This window comes from Epilithonimonas pallida, assembly GCF_900182975.1.
Lineage (GTDB): Bacteria > Bacteroidota > Bacteroidia > Flavobacteriales > Weeksellaceae > Epilithonimonas > Epilithonimonas pallida.
The window spans coordinates 190,933-214,583 of the sequence record NZ_FXUO01000003.1; the positions used below are offsets into that span (position 1 = coordinate 190,933).

At 36.2% G+C, this 23,651-nt stretch carries 23 protein-coding genes; 10 read left to right on the forward strand and 13 right to left on the reverse strand.

Annotated elements, in window-relative coordinates; genetic code table 11:
- Nucleotides 1-2: 2 nt before the first annotated feature.
- Nucleotides 3-494 carry a GNAT family N-acetyltransferase gene (locus QOL71_RS06975; RefSeq protein WP_345425545.1) on the forward strand — a complete coding sequence of 164 codons (492 nt, stop codon included), beginning with the start codon at nucleotides 3-5 and terminating at the stop codon, nucleotides 492-494.
- Here QOL71_RS06975 and recG read toward each other — a convergent pair.
- From recG to QOL71_RS07000, 5 genes are all read right to left on the reverse strand, one after another.
- Nucleotides 487-2,574, reverse strand: a complete 2,088-nt coding sequence (gene recG / locus QOL71_RS06980; RefSeq protein ID WP_283416221.1) for an ATP-dependent DNA helicase RecG — start codon at nucleotides 2,572-2,574, stop codon at nucleotides 487-489. The two genes, QOL71_RS06975 and recG, sit on opposite strands and share 8 nt — an antisense overlap.
- 122 nt (nucleotides 2,575-2,696) lie before the next feature.
- On the reverse strand, nucleotides 2,697-3,230 hold the full coding sequence (locus QOL71_RS06985; protein ID WP_283416222.1) for a thioredoxin family protein: 534 nt from the start codon (nucleotides 3,228-3,230) through the stop codon (nucleotides 2,697-2,699).
- Nucleotides 3,231-3,284: 54 nt separating this feature from the next.
- Nucleotides 3,285-4,796, reverse strand: a complete 1,512-nt coding sequence (locus QOL71_RS06990) for a peptide MFS transporter (RefSeq protein WP_283416223.1) — start codon at nucleotides 4,794-4,796, stop codon at nucleotides 3,285-3,287.
- A gap of 22 nt (nucleotides 4,797-4,818) precedes the next feature.
- A complete protein-coding gene (locus QOL71_RS06995) occupies nucleotides 4,819-5,805 on the reverse strand; it encodes a PDDEXK nuclease domain-containing protein (protein ID WP_283416224.1) in 987 nt (328 codons plus the stop codon).
- A gap of 67 nt (nucleotides 5,806-5,872) precedes the next feature.
- On the reverse strand, nucleotides 5,873-7,588 hold the full coding sequence (locus QOL71_RS07000; protein ID WP_283416225.1) for a peptide MFS transporter: 1,716 nt from the start codon (nucleotides 7,586-7,588) through the stop codon (nucleotides 5,873-5,875).
- A 133-nt stretch (nucleotides 7,589-7,721) separates the two neighbouring features.
- On the opposite strand from QOL71_RS07000, the gene QOL71_RS07005 reads away from it, so the two are divergent.
- Nucleotides 7,722-8,231, forward strand: coding sequence for a GNAT family N-acetyltransferase (locus QOL71_RS07005; protein WP_283416226.1), 510 nt, complete (start codon nucleotides 7,722-7,724; stop codon nucleotides 8,229-8,231).
- An 83-nt stretch (nucleotides 8,232-8,314) separates the two neighbouring features.
- Here QOL71_RS07005 and QOL71_RS07010 read toward each other — a convergent pair whose 3' ends face one another.
- Together QOL71_RS07010 and QOL71_RS07015 are read right to left on the reverse strand one after the other, a co-directional pair.
- Nucleotides 8,315-9,985 (reverse strand): peptide MFS transporter, encoded by a 1,671-nt coding sequence (locus tag QOL71_RS07010; protein WP_283416227.1) that lies wholly within the window; start codon nucleotides 9,983-9,985, stop codon nucleotides 8,315-8,317.
- Between the two features lie 88 nt (nucleotides 9,986-10,073).
- Nucleotides 10,074-10,640, reverse strand: a complete 567-nt coding sequence (locus tag QOL71_RS07015; protein ID WP_283416228.1) for a hypothetical protein — start codon at nucleotides 10,638-10,640, stop codon at nucleotides 10,074-10,076.
- A 126-nt stretch (nucleotides 10,641-10,766) separates the two neighbouring features.
- On the opposite strand from QOL71_RS07015, the gene QOL71_RS07020 reads away from it, so the two are divergent.
- Nucleotides 10,767-11,024 carry a hypothetical protein gene (locus tag QOL71_RS07020; protein ID WP_283416229.1) on the forward strand — a complete coding sequence of 86 codons (258 nt, stop codon included), beginning with the start codon at nucleotides 10,767-10,769 and terminating at the stop codon, nucleotides 11,022-11,024.
- Nucleotides 11,024-11,302, forward strand: a complete 279-nt coding sequence (locus tag QOL71_RS07025; RefSeq protein WP_283416230.1) for a type II toxin-antitoxin system RelE/ParE family toxin — start codon at nucleotides 11,024-11,026, stop codon at nucleotides 11,300-11,302. The genes QOL71_RS07020 and QOL71_RS07025 overlap by 1 nt, the downstream gene beginning before the upstream one ends.
- 61 nt (nucleotides 11,303-11,363) lie before the next feature.
- On the opposite strand, the gene QOL71_RS07030 is transcribed toward QOL71_RS07025, so the two are convergent.
- On the reverse strand, nucleotides 11,364-13,499 hold the full coding sequence (locus tag QOL71_RS07030; RefSeq protein ID WP_283416231.1) for a S9 family peptidase: 2,136 nt from the start codon (nucleotides 13,497-13,499) through the stop codon (nucleotides 11,364-11,366).
- A 362-nt stretch (nucleotides 13,500-13,861) separates the two neighbouring features.
- Between QOL71_RS07030 and trhO the strand changes: the two genes are divergently transcribed.
- From trhO to QOL71_RS07045, 3 genes are all read left to right on the forward strand, one after another.
- Complete coding sequence (trhO, locus tag QOL71_RS07035) at nucleotides 13,862-15,229, forward strand: oxygen-dependent tRNA uridine(34) hydroxylase TrhO (RefSeq protein ID WP_283416232.1); 1,368 nt, start codon at nucleotides 13,862-13,864, stop codon at nucleotides 15,227-15,229.
- A 12-nt stretch (nucleotides 15,230-15,241) separates the two neighbouring features.
- A complete protein-coding gene (locus tag QOL71_RS07040; RefSeq protein ID WP_283416233.1) occupies nucleotides 15,242-15,820 on the forward strand; it encodes a 5-formyltetrahydrofolate cyclo-ligase in 579 nt (192 codons plus the stop codon).
- Between the two features lie 156 nt (nucleotides 15,821-15,976).
- Complete coding sequence (locus QOL71_RS07045) at nucleotides 15,977-16,213, forward strand: hypothetical protein (protein WP_283416234.1); 237 nt, start codon at nucleotides 15,977-15,979, stop codon at nucleotides 16,211-16,213.
- 46 nt (nucleotides 16,214-16,259) lie between these two features.
- Here the strand turns inward: QOL71_RS07045 and QOL71_RS07050 are convergent, their stop codons facing one another.
- Nucleotides 16,260-16,841 (reverse strand): hypothetical protein, encoded by a 582-nt coding sequence (locus QOL71_RS07050; RefSeq protein ID WP_283416235.1) that lies wholly within the window; start codon nucleotides 16,839-16,841, stop codon nucleotides 16,260-16,262.
- A complete protein-coding gene (locus QOL71_RS07055; RefSeq protein WP_283416236.1) occupies nucleotides 16,822-17,913 on the reverse strand; it encodes a hypothetical protein in 1,092 nt (363 codons plus the stop codon). The genes QOL71_RS07050 and QOL71_RS07055 overlap by 20 nt, the downstream gene beginning before the upstream one ends.
- 166 nt (nucleotides 17,914-18,079) lie before the next feature.
- Here QOL71_RS07055 and QOL71_RS07060 point away from each other — a divergent pair, with 166 nt between their 5' ends.
- Nucleotides 18,080-18,310, forward strand: coding sequence for a hypothetical protein (locus QOL71_RS07060; protein WP_283416237.1), 231 nt, complete (start codon nucleotides 18,080-18,082; stop codon nucleotides 18,308-18,310).
- 49 nt (nucleotides 18,311-18,359) lie between these two features.
- Here the strand turns inward: QOL71_RS07060 and QOL71_RS07065 are convergent, their stop codons facing one another.
- The gene (locus QOL71_RS07065) at nucleotides 18,360-19,130 is read right to left on the reverse strand and encodes a TrmH family RNA methyltransferase (RefSeq protein ID WP_283416238.1); all 771 of its coding nucleotides are present in this window, start codon (nucleotides 19,128-19,130) and stop codon (nucleotides 18,360-18,362) included.
- A 244-nt stretch (nucleotides 19,131-19,374) separates the two neighbouring features.
- Between QOL71_RS07065 and lptB the strand changes: the two genes are divergently transcribed.
- Both lptB and QOL71_RS07075 read left to right on the forward strand, forming a co-directional pair.
- The gene (lptB, locus tag QOL71_RS07070; RefSeq protein ID WP_283416239.1) at nucleotides 19,375-20,103 is read left to right on the forward strand and encodes an LPS export ABC transporter ATP-binding protein; all 729 of its coding nucleotides are present in this window, start codon (nucleotides 19,375-19,377) and stop codon (nucleotides 20,101-20,103) included.
- A gap of 190 nt (nucleotides 20,104-20,293) precedes the next feature.
- Nucleotides 20,294-20,773: a DinB family protein gene (locus QOL71_RS07075; RefSeq protein ID WP_283416240.1), complete on the forward strand. Its 480-nt coding sequence runs from the start codon at nucleotides 20,294-20,296 to the stop codon at nucleotides 20,771-20,773.
- 45 nt (nucleotides 20,774-20,818) lie between these two features.
- On the opposite strand, the gene QOL71_RS07080 is transcribed toward QOL71_RS07075, so the two are convergent.
- Both QOL71_RS07080 and QOL71_RS07085 read right to left on the reverse strand, forming a co-directional pair.
- Nucleotides 20,819-21,781, reverse strand: a complete 963-nt coding sequence (locus QOL71_RS07080) for a helix-turn-helix transcriptional regulator (protein ID WP_283416241.1) — start codon at nucleotides 21,779-21,781, stop codon at nucleotides 20,819-20,821.
- Nucleotides 21,774-23,501 (reverse strand): ABC transporter ATP-binding protein, encoded by a 1,728-nt coding sequence (locus QOL71_RS07085; RefSeq protein WP_283416473.1) that lies wholly within the window; start codon nucleotides 23,499-23,501, stop codon nucleotides 21,774-21,776. Before QOL71_RS07085 ends, QOL71_RS07080 begins: the two co-directional genes overlap by 8 nt.
- Nucleotides 23,502-23,651: the final 150 nt, after the last annotated feature.

Here is a 23,651-nt window from a genome sequence, read left to right on the forward strand (position 1 = left end):
TTATGATTATCAAAGCAAAAGAAAAAGATATTCCCACCATTCAGGACTTAGCAAAAAAGTCATGGATTGTTGCTTATGCCGATATTTTGAAACAAGATCAGATTGATTACATGTTGGATATGATGTACTCTGAAGAAGCTTTGAAAAAACATTTCGAAAACCCCAATTTTCATTATTATCTGATCCGGGAAGAAAATCAGTTTTTAGGTTTTGTTGGGTTTGAATTCCATCAAGAACCGGAAACTACAAAGCTCCATAGGATTTACTTTTTGAAAGAAGCACAAGGAAAAGGCTTAGGCAAAGAAGTTTTGGAATTTGTGAAAAATGAAGCTAAGAAAAATGGAAACCGAAGACTGATTCTAACGGTTAATAAAAATAATTCTGCTCAAAAATTTTATGAATATCAAGGATTTAAAATTTATGAAGAAAAAATTTTGGATGTTGGAAACGGTTATGTAATGGATGACTATCTGATGGAATTACCAATTAGCTGATCTGCGACCATTTATTTTTTCCTTTATATTGCCTGATGTAATACTGTTTCATCACTTGATTATCGGGATGATTGAGAAGAGAATCTCTTTCCAGGATTTTTTCAACAGTTGATTTTGAAGCTTTGATGATTGCAGAATCTTCTATCAGGCTTAATTTTTTGAAATCGATGACACCACTTTGCTGAGTTCCGAGAATATCACCAGGACCACGCAATTCCATATCAACTTCCGAGATTTTGAAACCGTCATTCGTCTGAACCATCGTTTTGATTCTCGTCCGGCTTTCTTTGCTCAGTTTGTCGTCTGTCATCAGGATACAATAACTTTGTTCAGCACCTCTTCCAACACGCCCCCGCAACTGATGAAGCTGTGACAACCCAAATCTTTCCGCACTTTCAATCACCATAACAGAAGCATTGGGAACATTGACGCCAACTTCTATTACGGTGGTTGCAACCATAATCTGGGCATTTCCGGAAGCGAAGAATTGCATATTGATATCTTTCTCTGCAGGTTTCATTCTTCCGTGCACCATTGTTACATTATAGCTTTTGAAAAAAGTCATTACGTGATCCAGGCCTTCCATCAGGTTTTTGTAATCCATGGTTTCCGATTCTTCGATGAGCGGATATACAAAATAGATCTGGCGACCTTTTTCAATCTCATCCCTGCAAAATTGATACACGGAAAGCCGGTCTTTTTCCCGTCTGTGCGCTGTAATGATTGGTTTTCTTCCAACTGGCATTTCGTCAATCACAGAAACATCCAGATCCGAATAAAAACTCATCGCCAACGTCCTCGGAATCGGTGTTGCTGTCATTACCAAAATATGAGGCGGAATATTATTTTTTGCCCAAAGTTTCGCACGTTGAGCTACTCCAAATCTATGTTGTTCATCAATAATTGCCAATCCCAATTTTTGAAATTTCACTTTGTCTTCAAGGATTGCATGTGTTCCGATCAGGATAGATAGTTGACCATTTTCTAATTCTTCGTGGATGATTTTTCTTTCCGAAGCTTTGGATGAACCGGTCAAAAGTCTGACGTTGATATCCGTATTTTGCAATAATTCTTGGATCGAATTGAAATGTTGCTGAGCCAGGATTTCTGTCGGAGCCATCAGGCAAGACTGGAATCCGTTATCCATCGCGATCAACATCGTTAACAAAGCAACCATCGTTTTTCCTGAGCCTACATCGCCTTGCAAAAGACGATTCATTTGAGTCGAACGTTTCATATCGGTTCTGATTTCTTTCAGAACACGTTTTTGAGCGTTCGTTAATTCGAAAGGAAGATTATTGTTATAGAAATTAGTGAAATGATCACCGACAATCGGAAACGGATTTCCAAATGATTTTGTTTTCTGATGCAGTTTTTTCAAGCCATAGCCTAGCTGAAAGAAAAAAGCTTCCTCAAATTTCAATCGTCTGTCAGCCGCTTCAAAATGTTTGAAATCTTTTGGAAAATGAATGTTGTAATAGGAATTCAGTCTTCCCATTAATTTCATCGATTTTAAAAGATAATCCGGCAGATTTTCTGAAATCAGTTGAGGCAGATCTTTTAAAAGGTTGAAAATGATATTTTGAAAAAACTTATTATTAATACTTCGTTTGCTAAGCTTTTCGCTTCCAGGATAAACCGGTAAAAGCGTACCTGACAACGCTTTTTTTTCATCGGCTTCAATCTCTGGATGAGGCATCGAAAAATTGCCACTGAACAGGTTAACTTTCCCAAAAATAAAGATTTCTTTATTTAACGGAATCGAATCTTTCATCCAATTCGTATATCGGAACCAAACTAAATCCATCGTTCCGGTTTCATCCCGAAATTTTGCGGACAAACGTTTTCCCTTTTCGTAAACAACTTCCTGGATATCTGTGATTTTTCCTCTCAACTGAATATCCGCATCCGGCTCTTTTGTCAAATCACCGATTTTGTAAATCTTACTTTTATCAATATAACGTATGGGATAAAAGGTCAGCAAATCTTCCACAGTCGAGATTCCCAACACGTTTTTGATGAGTTTTGCGCGTTCGGTTCCGATATTTTTGAGAAATTCTATGGAAGTTTCTAAAGTCAAACAAGAAAAATTTGTTCCGACGAATTTCGGGAAAATTAAAGTAAACCACAAAAGTCACAAAAGAAAAACGCAAAATTTGTCACCGGAAAAGAATGTAGCATTAATTTTCTTTTGAATTTAAATTAATCCTTAATCTTCGACCTGAACTTTTTCTGGTAGCTTTCCCATTCTTTTCGGGTCTTGATGTTTTTATATTCGTCGGAAGCAATCATTGTGAAATAGGGTTCCACTTCTTTGGCTTTGAGCGCTCCGGAAAGGCTGGTGATTGGATCTGCTTTTTCATCCAGAAAAACCATTGTCGGAATCATATTGATGTTCATATACTTGGAAAACTGGTGAAGCGGATTTTTTGTTTTCTTGTTTTTATAGTCAGGATTGATAAATGTATGTCCGGCAAAACTAACTGTCTCATTGCCGTCACTTTCGAACTTAACAGCATAGAATTTTTCATTGATAATCTTCGCAATCTCCGGATGATTGAACGTGAATTTGTCCATCTCTTTACAAGGCGCACACCAATCAGCATAGAAGTCAATCAGGATTTTTTTAGGCTCTTTTTTCTGCGCAGCCAAAGCCTGCGTCATCGTCATCCAGCGGACCTGTGCAAAACCCGAAGCTTGAATTAGAAATAAGGTTAATAATAGTATTTTTTTCATCTGTGTTTATATTCAGTTAGCTTTCCATAATTATAGACGTTTCAATGATTCAGTTTACTTTACACCTTGCATTAGTTTTTTTACAAAAGGTGAAATCAAAATTAATATTACTCCGGCAATTAGAGCGTATAATCCCAATTGTTTATATCCATCGGTATAAGTGATGAGCGCATCATAGTTGTTGGCGCCGGCTTTTACCTTTGCCATTCCTGCACCTATTTGTCCCGCAACATATTGTCCATAAGCAGAGGCAAGAAACCACATTCCCATCATCATTCCCTGTAGTTTTTCTGTAGACAGTTTTGTCATAATAGACAGTCCGATTGGTGATAAACATAGTTCTCCGAAAGTGATTACTAATAATGCAATGGTGAAAATATTAAGCGAGGTGATCCCTTGCAGATTAGCGAAAAATTTGGTTCCGAAAAGAATATAATAACCTAGTCCCAGGAATATAAAGCCTAACCCGAATTTATTAATAGTATTCGGTTCCAGTTTCTTTTTATTTAACCAGATCCAAAGTAATCCAACCAGAGGTGCCAGAAAAATGATAAAGAAAGCACCACCAGAATTGTTAACGCCATTTGGATCCAATCCGAAAAGGTCTTTGTTGAGGTTTTTCGCTGCGAAAATACTTAATGAACCGCCGCTCTGTTCGTAGATTCCCCAGAATAAAATGGAGAAAATAATGAAAATCAACGCTGCCCAAAGTTTTTTGCGTTCGGCTGAATTCACTTTTGTCATCTCGTAAAAAAGATAGAGCAGTGTCAATGGTCCGACCGTCCACATAAAATAATCCGTGTATTGCGGAACGGAAACCATTATCATAATCAACGGAATGAAAACTAATGATAAAATGTAAACGCCATATTCTTTCCATTTGTCCAGTGGAGAAAATGTACCATCAGCATTCAGCTTTTGAGGCTGAAGTCCAATTGGCCCAAGGCTTCTTTGTGTAAAAATGAAATTAATCAGACTAACGACCATAACAATAGCCGCTAATCCAAAAGCTACATTCCATCTTTTATACTCCGGAATCAGATCCGAAAACATTTCGCCCTTTCCAATAGCAATACAAAGATAGCCTCCCAATAGCGCTCCAAGGTTGATTCCTGCATAGAACAGGGAAAATCCCGCATCTGTTCTGCTGTCATTAGGCTTATATAGTTTTCCAACCATTGTGGAGATATTCGGTTTGAAAAATCCTGTTCCCACAACAGTGAATGAAATTCCTAAAAAGAAATAATCGTGAGGATTGGCCGCAAGAATAAGGCTTCCGATAATCATCAGAATTCCGCCCCAAAATAAAGATTTTCTGAATCCAAGAATCTTATCGGCAAACAAACCGCCTACAAATGTAAATGCATAAACAAATGCCTGCGTTGCGCCATATTGAAGATTAGCCTGTTCATCGCCAAATTTTAATTGGGAAATCATAAAGAAAACGAGCATTCCCCGCATTCCATAAAAGCAAAAACGCTCCCACATTTCTGAGAAAAATAAAGACCAAATCTGTTTAGGGTATTTGCCTTTGAAATTCTGAATTTCTTCGAGGGTAAGATTCATAATAAGTTTATGATATTAAATTTTAATTATTGTTTTCTTTGTCTAGCTCAAACCGGATTCTATCTTGGTCTATAATCTGTTTCAGTTCTTCCTCTTTTGGAAGGTAGAGCAGATATTTGCTGGCAAAAAGATTGTTTTTATCATTAAGGACAGAATATTTTACAATGGTTTCATCTTTTTCAGAACACAGCAAAATTCCGATTGTCGGATTATCGCCTTCGTTACGTTTCAAATCATCGTACATTCTCACATACATATCGATTTGTCCAATGTCCTGATGAGAAAGTTCTCCGGTTTTTAAATCAATGATGACAAAGCATTTGAGAATGTAATTGTAGAAGACCAAATCAATATAAAAATCTGAAGTGTCTGTAGAAATATGCTGCTGCCTTGTTACAAAAGCGAAACCTTTTCCAAACTCAAGCAGAAATTTCTGAATGTGGTCAATAATGGCAGTTTCAATTTCTTTTTCCGAAATTTTTTCGTCTGTCTTTAATCCTAAGAATTCAAAAATGTATGGGTCTCTTAGAACGCTTTGGATATTTTCAGTCGAAGATTTTTTATGTACTAAAACTCTTTCGTAAGCCAGAGAATTGATTTGTCTTTTGAGGTCTCTGGAACTCCAGTTATTTTGTATAGATTCTTCTATATAGTAATTGATTTTATTGGGATTATCTATTTTTAAAAGCAATCTATAATGAGTCCAGGTCAATTCGTGACGCAATGCGTCACATTTTGGAAATGCATTAAAAAAAGAGCGCATATTTCTAAGATTGCTCTCATCAAAACCTTTTCCGAATTCGAAAGTCAGTTTTTTAGAAAGATTTTTTAGAACAAATTTTCCATACTCTGCACGCTCATTTCCTTTTTGTTCATCTTCTACAATGAGTTGTCCAATTTTCCAATAAGAAATCAACAGAGTAGAATTCGCCATTCGAAAAACACGTTCGCGCGATTGATTAATAATTTCTTTTACGGAAAGAAACAAAGAGTCTTCTGAGATTTCCATTATACGAATTTAACAAAAAACCACCGAATATCCGGTGGTTTGAATTTATAAATCAATGTGAAAATTTTTATTTCACACCGTGCATCATTCTCTTAAGAATTGGTGATAAGAAGGCTAATAATACGGCTGCAATTCCACAAAGAACCACGAATACCATAAAGAATTCGAAAAGATTGTGAATGGTAAAACCTGCGAATGTTGTGTATTCTGTCGGCAATTGCGCTGTAGCAAAAGCCTTTGCCTGTTCAGGATTAAGTGTTATTTTTTTATCCAGAACATCCTGAAGATTAACACCAATTTCCTGCGCTTTTGCAAATTTGTCTCCAGTTGCAGGGATGATTGCTCCCAAAGTTCCTGCTAATGCGTAACCTGCAGCATTGGCGATGAAGAATACGCCATATAATAAAGATGAGAATCTTTTTGGCGCTAATTTACCAACCAAAGACAATCCGATTGGCGATAAACAAAGTTCACCCATTGTTTGGATCAGATAAAGCAAAATCAACCATTTGATTGCTAATAATCCTGAGTTTCCAAGGTCTTTTACGTTGTAAGCGATGATGAAATAAGATAGTGCAATCAAAGCTAAACCGATCGCCTGTTTCAAAGGAGAAACCGGCTCTTTGCCTTTAGCTCTTAATTTATCCCAAAGTAAACTGAATGGTAAAGCCAAAAGCACCACGAAAAGCCCGTTGAAAATCTGAACCATTGAAGGCGGCATATCCCAGCCAAAAATATTTCTGTCAGTTTGATTATCTGCGATGAAGGTTAGTGATGAACCTGCCTGCTCAAAAGCCGCCCAGAAGAAAATAATGAAAAACGAAACAATGTAGATCACCCAGATTCTTTGTCTTTCGATTTTATTTTCAGCAGAACTCATAATTAAGAATGCCAATGAAATCCCGGCTGCATAGATGAAAGGATAAATAATTCCTTTGATCAATTGTCCCATTTCCACAGAGTTGAATCCAAATTCGCCCACCAAAAAGTATCTGAATACGAAGAACAGCATCACAAACAATACCGTTGTAATTCCTATTGATTTTCCAGCAAATTTAGCGGTTTGAGTTTCACCTTCTTCAAAGTCTTCGCTCGTATTATGCTTTGGTAATCCTCCGATTGGTCTTCCTTCCGGCGTTACAACATATTTATTTTTAAGAATGAAGAATGTTACGGTTCCAATAATCATTGCAATAGATGCAGCTAAGAATCCCCATTTGAAAGCAAAAATATCTCTTACTCCCGCAGCATCTTTTACGTCACCTACGTAAGGACAGATGAACTGACCCAAAAATGCTCCAATGTTGATTCCCATGTAGAAAATCGTGAAAGCAGAATCCAGTTTGGACTTTTCTTGTTTTGGATAAAGACTTCCAACCATTGATGAGATATTCGGCTTGAAAAATCCGTTTCCGAAGATGATGACGAAAAGGGCGAACCACATTAGGCCTTTTGCACCTCCAAGATTGTCAGAAAAAGTAGATGCGCTCAGGAAAAGTAGGAATTGTCCAATTGCCATCAAACTTCCTCCAAGAATAATACAGTTCCTGTTTCCAAGATATTTATCAGAAATAAAACCTCCTAAAAGCGGCGTTAAATAACACAATGCTAAAAATCCACCATAGATGATAGAAGCATCGGCTTCTCTTATTAAGAGAGAGTTTACCATAAATAAGGTAAGTAAAGCTCTCATTCCATAGAAATTAAAACGCTCCCACATCTCCGTCCCAAAAAGGACCCATAGACCTCTAGGATGTTTTGAATTAGTCTGAACTGTCTCCATATAAATTAATTGTTAAATTTTCTTAAAGGTAACAAATATAGTTTTTTTTCATCAACGTAAGTGATTCAAGTTGCTGTTTATGCAAGATTTAATAATCCATATTTTACAGATTTGATTTAATTTTGTCTTTTTTATGGAAATGTATTTAGAATTTAGAAAGGCAATTACCGAAGATTCTTCGGTGATTTGGGAAATATTACAGGACGCTATTACAAGGAGAAAAAACGATGGCAGCCGGCAGTGGCAGGATGGTTATCCGAACTTAGAAACTGTAAAATCTGATATCGAAAAAGGATTGGGTTATGTTTTATTGGTGGACGGGATTATTGCCGGTTACAGTGCACTAATTTTCAATGATGAGCCGGCTTATGACGCTATCGAAGGTGAATGGCTGACTAATGGAGACTTTTTGGTGGTTCACAGAGTAGCGATTTCAGATAACTTCGCGGGAAAAGGTTTGTCTAAAAAGATTTTTAGTTTTATCGAAGATGTTGCAAAACAGAATAATACATTCAGTATAAAAGTGGATACCAACTTTGATAATCCGGCAATGCTGGCGATTCTGGATAAATTAGGCTACCAATATTGTGGAGAAGTTCATTTCCGGGGAAGTGCAAGAAAAGCTTTTGAAAAAGTATTATGACTTTATTGAAATTTAAGCAAATAAAAAGCGAAATTAATTAGACTAATTTCGCTTTTACTTTCTATGAATATGTCTTTGTCGATTTAATGTCCACTTTCTTTCATTATTCTGTTCAGTCTTTTTAGCATCATTAATCCTAGCAATGTTGCAAATATCAATAAGCCAAAATTGACCAGGAAATAATTGGCTTTGTTTTCATAATTGTACCAGGTACTTGCAAGGATTCCCGACAGTTTGTTTCCAACAGAATTGGCTAAGAAGAATCCTCCCATCATCAAGGCTGTCAATCTTGCCGGAGATAATTTTGAAACGAATGATAATCCCATTGGCGACAGGCAAAGTTCCCCAATTGTTACTACGCCGTATCCCGCAATTAACCAAAGTGAAGAGACTTTTTCTGCACCATTATTTCCAGCATAAACGGCTGCAACCATTACAAGACAAGATAAGCTGGTGATGAATAATCCCAAAACGATTTTCGTGGGTGTCAATGGTTCTTTTCCTCGTTTTCTCAGCATTGCCCAAACTCCGACAATTACAGGTGTTAATGCAATTACCCAAAATGGATTTATCGATTGGAATAATTCTGTATTATACAGGAAAACAGGTTTGTCGGGATTGGATTCTAATTCTGCTTTTTTCTCAGCGGAAACATTTCTAAAGTAAATATCTTTTCCTGTTTCTTTTAAAGCTTTTCCGTCAGCATCTTTCTGAGACCGGAATTGCTCATCAAAAATAGGTGTCTCTTTATCAGCATAACTTTTCTCCTCGACAAGATATAGCGAAGCCAAAGGCTTTTCGACTTTTTCAGACACGCTTCTGTCTGTGTAATAATTGGCCCATCTTGTCAAAGCCGTTCCATTCTGCTTGAAAACCGCCCAGAAAAACATACTGATGAGGAATATCGAAAGCAAAGCGCCAATCGCAGGTTTCTCCAGTGGATTGGATTTGAAATAAAGCGAAACATAAAAATAAATCACAGGAATACAGGCGAAAATAAAGGCATCCGTATTCGTGCTTCCAAAAATATTAGTTCCAATAATCATCGTCGGAACAAACCAGCCGATAACTCCCGCAACAATTGCAGGAACAAAAACCTTCATCAGGATTTCAGACAGTTTGGTGTCGCCTTCCTGTTTCGGTTTCATCTGTGCAGCGTGGAGGTAATGTTTTCTACCAATCGTAAAAATGACCAACCCAAGCAACATCCCAACTCCTGCTGTTATAAATGCTTCGCCCCAACCGAATTTGTTACGCATAAATGCCGCAATGATATTACAGATAAATGCCCCGATGTTGATTCCCATATAAAAAATATTGTAACCGGAGTCTTTGTTAGCTTTATAAGGTTCTTCGGAATATAGATTCCCCAAAAGTGTAGAAATGGTTGGTTTGAAAAAGCCATTCCCAATAATAATTAATGCAAGCGAACCGTAAAACAGAGGCAATTCTTTAAAAACACCAACGCCGATATACCCAATTGCCATCAAAACGCCGCCAAGATAAATGGATCTGATGTAACCTAAAACGCGGTCTGCCAAAAATCCGCCAAGAAAAGGTGTAAGATAAGTGAGCGCAATGAAGGTTCCGAAAATATCATCTGCATCTTTATCCGGTATTCCCAATCCACCGGCAACACCTTGTGGCTCTATCAGATAGAGAACGAAAATGCCCAGAATCAAATAGTAACCGAAACGTTCCCACATCTCGGTAAAAAACAAATAAGGTAAACCTTTAGGATGCTTAGTCTTCATAACTTAATTTTTCACAACGTTTCCAAAAATAGGATTTTAAATTTAATATACGAAAAAGCCTCTCTTATTTGAAAGGCTTTTGTTGTATTTACTCTTTAAGCATTTGAAAATAAGGCGTAATCCTTTTCTTCATTTCTTCTCTTTCTGCGTTCAACTCAGCCTGGATTTTTCCTTTGTCTTCCTGCAGAGCTTTAATCATTTGCGAATAATTTTTCGGGTCTTTCAGCTTTTTATAACCTTTGGTTTTGCTGATGTAGGTGTAATCATTGTTCTCATAATAATCCTGCGTCATTTTCAAAACCTTTGCATAATTGTCAGCATCAACAGCCAGATATATAAATAGACCTTCCTCCAGCAAGGTGTCATATTCACTACCAGTAGTATAATGTTCCTGTCCCAGATTATTAAGGTCTTCTGTTCTCATTTTCCCGAGATAGAATAGAAATCCACTTTCGTTATATTGATGATTCCTGAAATATTCCATTGATTTTTCAAAATACTTCACAGGATATTCTTTATCAGCTAATTTGGCGTCCGAAAGAACTTTTTTGGAATCAATTTGCGCTATTTTCCCAACCGCTAATAATGAATCCGATTTTTCAATGACATTTTTGTACAGCAACAATACTTCTTTATCACTTTGACTAAAAATCATAATGTTAAATAGAAATAGAATGGGGACGATGATTTTGCGATTCATAAATTTAGGATGTGATTAAAGATAGCTTTTTTCAGCCAATTAAAAAAATTGCTAACTTTGATAAGGCTAAACACTTGAACAATGGAAATCACAATAAAAGATTTAGAAAAGGATTTGAAATCGCTGCCGACGGAACTTCTTCAGCAGGTAAGTGATTATGTTGCTTTTTTAAAGATGAAATATACCGGACAAGTCAATGAAGATTGGGCAACTTATTTATCCGAAAGTCAAAAAAAATCAATAGATAAAGGTTTAGAAGATATTGAAAACGGACGAGTCTATTCCCATACAGAAGCTAAGGAAAGAATCAAAAATTATCTTTCAGAAAAATCGAAATAATGGAAATTATTTGGTCGGATGAAGCTTTGAAGAATTATTTCAAGGTTTTGGATTATCTTTTCGATAACTGGACTAGCAATGAAATTGAAAATTTTGAAAGTAATTTTGATGAATTGATTGAAAGGATTAAAGTCAATACGAGGATTTGTCCAAAATCTAAAATTTTAAATTTCCGAAAATGCTTGATTGACAAAAACAACTCCCTGATATATCAGGAAATTAATGGAAAAATATTCCTTATTTCTTTAATGGATAATAAAAGTTCACATCCATATTAAAAAAACCGCAAAAGAAAATATCTTCTGCGGTTTTTTTGTTCAAGCCTCAGTCTTTCGACTTCTACAAATTCTCCAAAATAAAATTCGTCATCTTCTCATAAAGCTGAGATCTGGTGTTTCCACCATAGATTCCGTGATTCTTATCCGGATAAGCCATAAACTCAAACTGTTTTTTATTCTGAATCAATGCCTCAGAAAACTCCATAGAGTTCTGGAAATGCACATTGTCATCAGCTGTTCCGTGAATCAAAAGAAATTTCCCTTTCAACAGATTTGCAAAAGTGGTTGGCGAGTTTTGGTCATAACCTTCCGGGTTTTCCTGTGGCGTTTGTAAGAATTTTTCTGTGTAAACTGTATCATAATATCTCCAGTTTGTCACTGGTGCAACAGCAATTCCCAGTTTGAAAACATCCGCACCCTTTGTCAAAGCCAAAGAACTCATATAACCGCCAAAACTCCATCCGAAGATTCCAATTCTGGATTTGTCAATATAAGACTGATTTCCGAACCATTTTGCAGCAGTAATCTGGTCTTCGATTTCATATTTCCCCAATTGTTTGTAAATGACTTTTTTGAATTTTGCACCTTTGTAACCTGTTCCACGGCCGTCCACACAAGCTACGACATAGCCTTTTTGAGCCAGCATTTCGAACCAGATTCCGTTTCCGCCGTCCCACGAATTGGAAACCTGCTGCGAACCCGGACCGGAATATTGGAACATAAACAATGGATATTTTTTGTTCGGGTCAAAGTTTTTCGGCTTGATGATCCAGGCATTGAGCTGGTCGCCAACAGAATTCGGAATGGTGATGAATTCCTTTGTCACGAAGTTATCTTTTTGGAGTTTGGAAAGCAACTCATTGTTATTCTGAAGTTCCTTGATTTCCTTTCCCGATGCGTCTTTCAATACATATCTGTAAGGTGTTCCTGCAGTTGAATTGGTATTAATGAAATAATTAAATGACTTGCTGAAACTCGCTGAGTTGTTCCCTTCCGGATAAGAAATCAAAGTTGTTTTTCCGGAATTGATATTTAGCTTTGAAACTACCTTATTAAGACTTCCTTTTTCGGTTGTCTGGATGTAAGCTTCTTTGGTTTTTGGATTATAACCGTAATAATCTGTGATTTCCCATTGTCCTTTTGCGACCTGTTTTTTCAGTTTTCCATCTTTTTCGTACCAATACAATTGTCTGTAGCCATCACGTTCCGAAGCCCAAAGGAATGAGTTGTCATCCAAAAATTCCAAAGTCAGATTATCGGTTTCTATCCAGGCATTGTCCGTCTCCGTAAGCAGTTTGGTTATGTTGCCGGATTTGGTATCCACTTTTAGCAAGTCCACGTGATTGTGGTGTCTGTTGCTGGTCGCCAAAACAATTTCATCTTTACCATTCGTCTGCCAAAGTTGCGGGATATAATAATTCTCAAACCTTCCCAAATTCAAAACGGTTGTTTTTGCCGAATTTAATTGGTAAAGATTGGCGGTAACCGTCGAGTTTGTTTCACCCGCTTTTGGATATTTGTATCGCATCTCCTTTGGATATAGGGATTTTCCGTAGATAGGAATATAGATTTCCGGAACTTTGGACTCATCAAACCTCACGAAAACAATCGCATCACCTGTTTTGTTCCATTGATAATAATCAGCGTGACCAAATTCCTCCTCATAAACCCAGTCTCCAAGCCCATTGATGATAGAATTTTTCTTCCCGTCATTCGTGATTTGAGTAATTTTCCCCGAGATCAAATCCTGGTAAAACAAATTATTATCAACTATAAAAGCCACTTTGCTTCCGTCCGGCGAAAATTTCGGTTCCTGGATATAATTGCCGTTATTAAGAGGCATTACTTTATTGGATTTCAAATCCTTCACATCAAATTTCCCTAAAAAAGAATGTCTGTAAATCTGTTCGCTTTCTTTCTGAAGCAAAATTTTGGATTCATCCGCCGAAAAAATATAAGACTCATAACTTCCATCCACAATGTTTCCAACTTTCTGGAAAGTCTTGTAGCTGTATTTTACGATGCCGTCTTTTTCTATGGTTGCATAATTTTCACCATCATTCAGCGATGCAATTCCTGAAATTCCTTTTCCACGGTAATATCCGGAATAGATCTTATCTAATGTGATTTCCTGTGCACTAATGTTTTGGGAAAAAACTGCTGCCATCAAAACAACAGATAAGAGAACTTTCTTCATTTTTCAAATTTTAATGACGTAAATATAATAAAGATTAATTGTTTTGAGGCTAGTCCATATAAGGTTAATTGTATCTGTAATAATCTGCTTTGCTTCTCTCACAGTCAACTTTACTCTTCTGATTGTCTACTTAACTCCTTTGACAGTTTACTCAAGACCTTTGATTGCTTACTAAAGCGCTTTGATTGACTATTTAAGGGTCTTCATTATCTACTCAAGGCCCTTGAGGTTTACTTAATTACTTTGACTGTTTAATCATATCGTTTGATGACCTACTGAATAGGTGACAACTATCAACCCAAAAATATTGGCCAAATTTCTTATCTTTGCGCCATTATTTTCTCACTTAAAACGTTTATAGCATGCAACTGTACAACACCTTAAGCGCAGAAGAAAGAGCTCGACTTATAGATGAGGCCGGAAAAGAGCGCCTTACATTATCTTTCTATGCGTATGCCAAAATTGAAGATCCCAAAAAATTTCGCGACGATTTATTTATAGCCTGGAATGCTCTTGATGCATTGGGTCGTATTTATGTCGCTCATGAAGGAATCAACGCTCAGATGAGTGTTCCTGCGGATCAGTTTGAGGCATTTCGCGAAACGCTGGAGGCTTATGATTTTATGAAAGGTATCCGTCTGAATGTGGCGGTGGAGCAGGATAATCATTCTTTTTTAAAACTAACCATCAAAGTAAGACACAAAATTGTTGCAGACGGTCTGAATGATGAAACTTTTGACGTTACCAATAAAGGAATTCACCTGAAAGCACAGGAATTCAACAATATGCTGGAAGATCCGAATACGATCGTGGTGGATTTCAGAAACCATTACGAAAGTGAAGTAGGGCATTTTGAAGGGGCTATTACTCCGGATGTGGAAAACTTCAGGGAAAGTTTACCGATCATCAACGAACAATTACAAGATTTTAAAGAAGATAAAAATCTTTTGATGTACTGCACCGGCGGAATCCGTTGTGAAAAGGCAAGCGCTTACTTCAAACATCAGGGTTTTAAAAATGTTTTCCAGCTGGAAGGCGGAATTATAGAATACACACGCCAGATTAAAGAAGAGGGAATCGAAAGTAAATTCATCGGTAAAAACTTCGTATTCGATCATCGTTTAGGAGAAAGAATTACAGATGATATTATTGCACAGTGTCATCAGTGCGGAAAACCTTGTGATAATCATACCAATTGTGCCAATGATGCCTGTCATTTACTTTTCATCCAATGTGATGAATGTAAGGCAGCAATGGAAAATACATGTTCTACGGAATGTCTGGAAACCATTCATTTGCCTTGGGAAGAGCAGGTGAAACTGAGAAAAGGTCTTCAGGTTGGAAACAAAGTGTTCAGAAAAGGAAAATCTGAAGCTTTGAAATTTAAAAATTCCGGAGATCTGTCGACACAGACTTTAGCAAAAGTGACTAAAGCCGAGACAAAAGATATTCGCCAGAAAATAAAAACGAAAAAAACTTTGATCGGAAAAGCTGAGCATTATTATTCAAAATCAAAAATCGCACAGTTCTTCATTGAAAATAATGAACTTTCCGTAGGTGATAAAGTGTTAATTTCCGGACCAACAACTGGCGATCAGGAAATTACGGTTACTCAGATCTTTGTAAATGGTGATTTCAGCGATACTGCGAAAGCGGGAGATCAGATTACTTTTGAACTGCCTTTCAGAGTTCGCTTGTCGGATAAACTTTACAAGATTTTAGAAAATTAATACAATTTAAAGGTGAATCTCAGTCTTACAAAAAAAGAACTTAGATCGATTTATAAAGCAAAAAGAATGGCCTTATCACAAGATGAGGTCAATTTTTTGTCTCAAAAAATCTTTGAACAATTCGTTTTACAATTTAATGTATTTGAAAATCAAAAGGTTAATGTTTTTTTACCGATTGGAAAAATGAATGAAATCAATACTCAGATTTTTATTGATTATTTTTTTGATAAAAAATTAAAGGTTTTTGCGCCAAAAATTAAAGGCGATAAAATTATATCTGTAGAGATTTTTCCTGATTCGGATTTTGAAATTAATAATTGGGGAATTAAGGAGCCGGTTTCTAATATTGACTCTAATGTTGATCTGGACTATGTTTTAGCACCTTTATTATACTGTGATCGATTTGGAAACAGAGTAGGTTATGGAAAAGGTTTTTATGATTCTTTCTTTTCTGGGGATTTTGGGATTCATAATAAAATTGGTTTAAACTTCTTTTTTCCGGATCAAGATGTTGCTGATGTTTTTGAATCAGATATAGCTTTAGATGGTTTGATAACGCCTTATAATTTTATTGATTTTAATATTAATTAACTGAAAATCAATAATATTTTTTTGTAAAATGCTTTACAAACGCTTTACAAGTTATTTCTAAATGATTTTTATCAGACCGTCCTAATTTTGTCTTGTTAATATGATTCAATATTAAAAGATAATATAATCACAATAATTAATTTAAATTTTTAGAAAATGAAAAAGTCATTATTTGTAGCTGCTATCGCTGCTATCGCTCTTGTAGCTTGTAAAAAAACTGATAACGTAGAAGCTGCTGCTGTTGATTCAGTAGACGCAAAAGCTGATTCTGCTGTTGCTGCTATCGATTCTACTGCTACTGCTACAGTTGATTCTGTAAAAGCTACTGCTGATTCTGCTAAAGCTGAAGTAAAAGCTGACGAAAAAGCTGCAAAAGAAGAAATCAAAAAATAATTAGATTCTAATTATTACAAAAAAAGCCGCTATTTAGCGGCTTTTTTTATTTGATACTGTCTATATTTTTTGGATAAAAACTTGTAAAATAGAATTTGAATTCTTTCTGGAATTTCACAGGCGAAGCCTTCAGCATATATTGTGCTTTTCTATTAACTGTAGTAATATAAGTTCTCTTGTTATCATAATATTCTACATCAAAAGTTGCAAAGTCAAGCGTATCCTTTTCCTTAATTTTTTTTGATGTCATTAGGTTATTGACTTTTGCATATCTTACTTTCAGGCTATCCATTTCCTTTAACAAAGGCTTAAGGTTATTTGAATCTTTTGTAAGAAAATGAGCTTGCATCTGTGTATAGATAACGGAATCTATTTCAGTATCCTTATTTCCGGATGTATAAAGTGCCGATAAATCTAATAGATCCTGGACTTTTTGCGAAGTAATCACATTAGTAGCCTGCAAACTATCCAGCTTTGTTTTGGAATAGGTTGCGTTATTGTTAGCATTTCTGAGTGTTTCCAGAGAATTATCATCACCTTCGTATTTTTTATTACAGGATATAATTCCGATAATCAGCAGAGCTGGAATCAACATCCATTTATATAAGTTATTTTTCTTTTCCATCATCAGTAATTTTGAATTTAATCATGACTATTTTACCGTTTTTCATCTGAGAATCGATCACTTCCAAATTTTCCAGTGATGTTGTAGGAAGCGTAACCAGCGAGATGTATTTTTGTTTATCCATTGTTTCAATGCCATAGATGTCACTATCTACAACCTGATAAATCAATGCGTTGTCACTTATAAGCCTGTTGAGTTCATTAGTTTTTTTCTTAAAGTCCGTGATTGATTTTGAATAATAATAAAGCTGAATGGCATAGTCATTAGGCTTCAACTCAATATTTTCTGATTCCGGAGCGCTTGTCAAATCCCTGCTGACAGTGTCTGTCTTGTAGAAAGGGGAAGAGATGATCATCTTAAGCTTCTTGCTTTTTGTTTCGTAAACAAAGGGAGAGTTAGGCTTCACTTTAAAAAGTATGGGAGATTCGTTTTCTCTGATGATTTTTACATCCAATTCTCCTTTTATAGAAGAATTTCTGTCAGCGTCAGTAAAAGCGTAAGTGTATTTTTTATAAAATAAATTGTCATAAAATACCAAAATCAAAACAACAGCAAATAAAAATGCAGAAATGCCTAACCACAAATATGTTCTCAGGAAATTTTGTTTAGGTTTATTAAAATTGATATTCTGATTAATCTCGTCAAACGCCTGATTGTCGATTGAGACCGGCGGTTTTTCAGCAATTGTAACTGGAACTTTTGACTCTATTACCTCAGGTTTGTTCTCTGAAGGAACTTCGACAGGTAAAGATGTCTGAAAGCTATCATTGACTGCTGTTACGATTGGGTTTTTCTTTTTGAATTCGAACCAGGAATTATAGCCTGCATAGACAGAAAGGATATTCAGCATATCGATTCTCGGGATTTTTTCCTGAGCATTATTTTTGAAATAAGTGTAAAAGGTTTTTTCGCTAATATTTCCTTTGGCTTTTTGTCTTAAGTCCTCTTGAAAATATATAATGTCAATACCCTTCCATTTGGAAATGTCATCATAGGACGGCGAGTGTGTCTCAAGATATTTTTCCTGAACGGCCCTTTTTAAGGATTGAAAATGTGAAAATTCTATATCGCTCAAAGTTGTATTTTGTTCTTAATTTGTTGATTTACAGTTGTTCTTATTTGTAAATCGTGTTTTACAAATATATTACAATTAATTTTCAAAAACAAGATTTATTTGTTGTCATAATTTTGTCCCGTTCAAATAAGGACAATCTATTAACTAACAATTTAATTTAATTATTATGAAAAAGTCATTATTCGTAGCTGCTATCGCTGCTGTTGCTCTTGTAGCTTGTAAAAAAACTGAAAACGTAGAAACTGCATCTGCTGATTCTGCTGTAGTAGATTCTTCTGCTGCAACTCTTGATTCTGCTGCTGCTAAAGTTGATTCTGCTGCTGTAAAAGTTGATTCTGCTGCTGCTAAAGTAGAAGGAGCTGCTAAAAAAGTTGATTCAGCTGCTGCTAAAAAATAATCTTAACCCTGTTAAGAATTATAAACCGCTTCTTTTAGAGGCGGTTTTTTTATTTGTCTAATTTCTGTCTCAGAATTTCGTAGCAAGTAATGGCAGCAGCGTTACTCAGGTTAAGAGAATCAATAGTTCCGGACATTGGAATCAACACATTTTCTCCTTTTCCTTTCCAGAAGTCACTCAAACCTGAATGTTCTGTTCCAAATAAAACAGCAGATTTGGCAGTCAAATCTTTCTCCTGAATAGGTTTTGCATCATCACTCATAAAAGTAGTGAAAATGTTGTAGTCATTGATTTTTAAGAATTCTAAAGTTTCTTCATTAGAAGCCTGGAAAATATTCATCCCGAAAAGACAACCAACACTTGAGCGGATAACGTTTGGGTTGTAGAAGTCCGTTCTTGTATCGGTAACAATCAAAGCGTTTATTCCAAATGCTTCGCAACTTCTTAGGATTGCTCCAAGATTTCCCGGTTTCTCCACACTTTCTAAAATGATGATTGCCGAATCTTGTTTCGGTTTGAATTCATCAAGATTCCTTTGTTCTAATTTATAAATTCCTATAATTCCTTCGGTTGTTCCGCGATAGGCGATTTTTTCATAAAGCTTTTCCGAGACAAAATGAATTTTGGAATCGGGCAATATTCCTTTGAAAATAGTTTCGCAGATAAAATATTCTTCCGGCTGATTTCCGAAATGTAATGCGCGTTCGTTTTCCTGCTGACCTTCTACGATGAAAACACCGGCTTTTCTTCTGTCCTGGTTTTTGGATAGAAGTCGGGTCAATCTTTTTATTTTTTCGTTTTGAAGGCTTTCTATGAGCATTTTTATATTTTTTGCAAATGTACAAAGTAGTTATGAATGATGCGTTATGAGTCGTGAAATGAATTTTTGACTAATATTTAACTCTGCGCAGTGCGTGAGGGATAGTAACGGAAATCCTTTTTGAACGCCCATGCGTTCAAAAAGATTGCAGTGGATAGCCCGGCCCGAGCTGTTGCATTGCTGAAGGCGAGGGACACGTCCAAATTGTTATAATGAGAAGATAAAAAATATCTATCTTTGTTTTATGATTTTACGAGGAGAAAATTTAATCAAGGAATACGGACCGAAAAAGGTGGTAAAAGGCGTGTCGTTGGAGGTTCAACAAGGTGAAATTGTCGGACTTTTGGGACCAAACGGAGCAGGAAAAACAACATCTTTTTATATGATTGTAGGATTGGTGAAGCCAACCTTGGGCAATGTATTTCTGGATGATCAGAATATCACACAAGATGCAATGTACAGGCGAGCGCAGAAAGGAATCGGTTATCTCGCGCAGGAAGCTTCGGTTTTCAGGAAGCTATCTGTTGAAGATAATATCCTGGGAGTTTTGCAACTGACGAAGCTATCAAAAAAGGAGCAGAGAAAAAAATGTGATGAATTGATTGAAGAATTCCACCTGGAACACGTTCGTAAAAACCGAGGTGATCTGCTTTCCGGAGGTGAAAGACGTAGAACGGAAATTGCACGTTGTCTGGCAACAAGTCCGAATTTTATCCTTCTGGATGAGCCTTTTGCAGGCGTTGACCCGATTGCGGTAGAAGATATTCAGAAAATTGTAAGGTCTCTCGTAGAGAAAAATATCGGAATTCTGATCACCGATCACAACGTTCAGCAGACTTTGGCGATTACCAACAAAACTTATATTATGTTCGAAGGGAAAATCCTGAAAGAAGGTTTGCCGGAAGATCTTGCCAATGACCCGGAAGTGAGACAGGCTTATCTTGGAGAAAACTTCAGGTTTGAAAAGTTTTAGATTGTATCGCAAAGGCGGACATTTTAAATTTGTTATAAATATATAAAGTCGCAAAGGAAAACTTGGCGGCTTTTTTATTGCTCAAATCAAATATTTCTGCGCCTTTGCAAAAAAAAATTATTCAAAAATCCTACTGACAAACCATTGTCACAACAGCGTTATAAATTTGTATCAAATAAAACAAACTATTATGAACGCAAACGCAAAAGTCCTTGACTCACAACAACTTTTAATCCATTGGCAAGGCCACAGAAATCTGACCAGAAGAGTGATTGAAGCTTTTCCCGAGAAAGATTTATTCGAATTCTCGATTGGTGGAATGAGACCGTTTTCAAAATTAGCTCTTGAACTGATTGCTATTGGCGGACCAGCCCTGAAATCTATTGTTGAAGGGACAATTAATAAATTCGATGAAACTTTCAACCCTACAACCAAAGATGAGCTTTTGGCAAAATGGGATGAAGAAACGGAAACTATTAACGAATATTTTTCTCAGATTTCAGAGGAACGTTTTCAGGAAATGTTCAATCTTTTTGGACAATACGAGTTTCCTATTTATCAGAATATTCTATATTTTGTGGATAATGAGATTCATCACAGAGGACAAGGTTATGTTTACCTGAGAGCTTTGGGAATTGAACCTCCGTTTTTCTGGGAAAGAGAAAGATAATTTTATACGCTTGATTTGATTTTAAAGTCTGCTTTTTGGCAGACTTTATTTTTTGTTCAATTGATTAGAAATTTTACTAATTAAATCATTCATCGTATCTTTGAGATATTCAGGTTCAAGGATTTCCGCAAAATCTGCAAACGTAATTAGCCAGCGCGGAAAACCTTCATCGATCCACTCAGTTTCAAAGGTCATCAGCATCCGGTTACTGTTTTCTTCTTCAGAAATCAATCCATAATATTTTTTAGAATTAACCAGAAAAGGCAGGATTTTTTTCTCAACCAAAAGTTTAACACTCACTTTTTGATTCTTTGATTTTTTTCGGTAATCTCCAACATTTCCATATTCTTGATGAAAGGAATTCTGAGTTTTCTCGATTTTCAAAATTCTATCTACACGAAATTGTCGGAAATCCTTTCGCATTGTACAAAACGCCATCATATACCAGTAATTGACTTCGTAGAAAATACCAACCGCTTCGATAATTCTTTCGCTAGCCTCGTCTTTTACATTTTTATAACTGATTTTTAACTGGTTCTTTTCGGCAATGCTTTCCAGAATTATTGGAATAATATTTTTGACATTGTCAGAATTTTTCGGGCGATAGGAATAGATGTCAATTTGATTCTCAATAGTCGTAACCAGATGTTTCTCCGAGTTTCTGATGACTGCTTTCACTTTTTCCATTGCGGAATTGTAATGAGAGTCGAGACTTTCATGAGAAAACTTCTGCATCAGTTTTTCTGCAGTAATGAAACTTAGAACTTCTTCTTTTGTGAACATCACGGGTGGAAGTTTATAACCGTCAACCAAAGAATAACCGGAACCCGCTTCTCCAAAAATCGGAATGCCGGCATTTTCCAAAGTCTTGATGTCTCTGTAAATCGTTCTGATACTGACATCAAATTTCTCAGCCAAATCCTGCGCTCGGACAATCGATTTGGTTTGTAGTTGTGTTAGAATCGAAGTAACTCGGTCTATTTTTTTAATGTAATGGTCTTCATTCATCCTTATAAGTTTTCACCAATCTATCCAGATTCAGACTCCTGGCAGACGCATCGAAAATTTCTCGGTAAGTTCCATCTTTTTCGTATAACTCTTCGTGCGTTCCGTTTTCCACAACTTCGCCTTTTTTCATCACGTAAATCATATCAGAATCCAAAATTTGCGACAACGAGTGCGAAATAATAATCACAGTTCTGTCTTTTTTAATCGCATCCAGAGAGTTTTTGATTTGTTCCGTTGCAATCGCGTCCAGACTTGCAGTGGGTTCATCCAGAAAAATAATTGGTGGATTTTTCAGGAATAATCTTGCAATGGCAATTCTCTGTTGCTGACCTCCGGAAAGCTGTGTCGCATCGTGATTGTAACCATCTGGTAAATCCAAAATCTGCTCGTGAAGATAAGCTTTGGTCGCCGCTTCTTTGATTTGGTCCAAAGTGGCTTCAAGATTGCCGTAGCGTATATTATCTTCAATACTTCCTTTGAAAATATGATTTTTCTGAAGCACCAGACCAAGGTCATCACGCAAATAATCATTGTCAAAATCATTCAGATTGTTGCCATCCAAAAGGATTTCTCCGGAATCAGGTTCGTAAAACTTACAAAGCAAATTGATAACTGTTGATTTTCCAGCACCACTCAATCCAACCAAAGCCGTTGTTTTCCCATTTTCGATTTTGAGAGAAACATTTTTCAAGGCTTTCATACCGTTAGGATAAGTGAAATCCACGTTTTTGATTTCAAAGTTACCTTGAATTGGAATATTATCAATCGTTCCGTTAGGTTCGGTTTCGTCGTCGTCATTTAGGATTTCAAAATAACCTTCGGCATAGATAAAAGCATCATTCATATCATCATAAATCCTGTGAAGCTGGCGAATCGGCGCAGAAACGTTATTGAACAACATAATGTGAAGCATAATCGCACCAATCGTCATTTGCTGGTCAAGCACCAGATAAACGGTCAAAAGGATAATCAGAACAACGCCAAATTGCTCGATAAAAGTTTTCAAACCATCGAAAATAAAACTCGTTCTGCGCGTGTACAACTGGCTTTCCATCAAATGCATCTGGAGATTGTACTGTTTTCTGCCTTCAAATTTTTCACGGACAAAACTCTTAATGACCATTATGGAATTGATAAGATTCAGAAGTCCGGATGTTTTTTGTTCTCGTTGATTTCTTAAAGTCCGTCTTACATTTCCTAATTTTTTAGCTTGCCTCGAGGTTACATAAAAGTAAATCGGAATTACAAAAGTCGAAACCAAACCAACGTAAAGATTCTGCATATACATTACAATCAAAGCAATAATGGCAGTTGAAAATAAGGGCAAAATATCAATGAAAAAATTTTGAACCAATTTTGTCAAGCTTTCAATTCCTCTGTCGATGCGGATTTGAAGTTTTCCTGATTCGTGTCTATCGTCGTTATAATAAGCAATTCGGTAGGTTAGAATTTTGTCAATCGCCGCTTGTGCCAATTCTGAACTAACATTAATTCGGATCTTTTCGCCATAAAATTTCTGACCAAACTGAATGAAAATATTGGCTAATTCTTTTCCTAAAAGTATAATTGAAATCAGAATCAAAATATGTATCCCTTCCGACATCGGATGTGGAAGCTGCGTCAGCTTAGTTACTTCATCAACCGTATATTTCAAGACAATCGGATTGACCTGAGCGAACAAAGCACCGATAAAAGTCAAAGCCAAAGTCCCGAAAACCATCCATTTGTAAGGTTTTATAAAACTTTTCAGTTGATTGAAAATATGGATAAGATTGGTTGTTTTCTGAAAAGGTTTTTTCATATCAGCAAGTTAGGAAATATTGGAGTTTAACACAAAGACACAAAAGTTTTTATTCTCATTGATGATTTT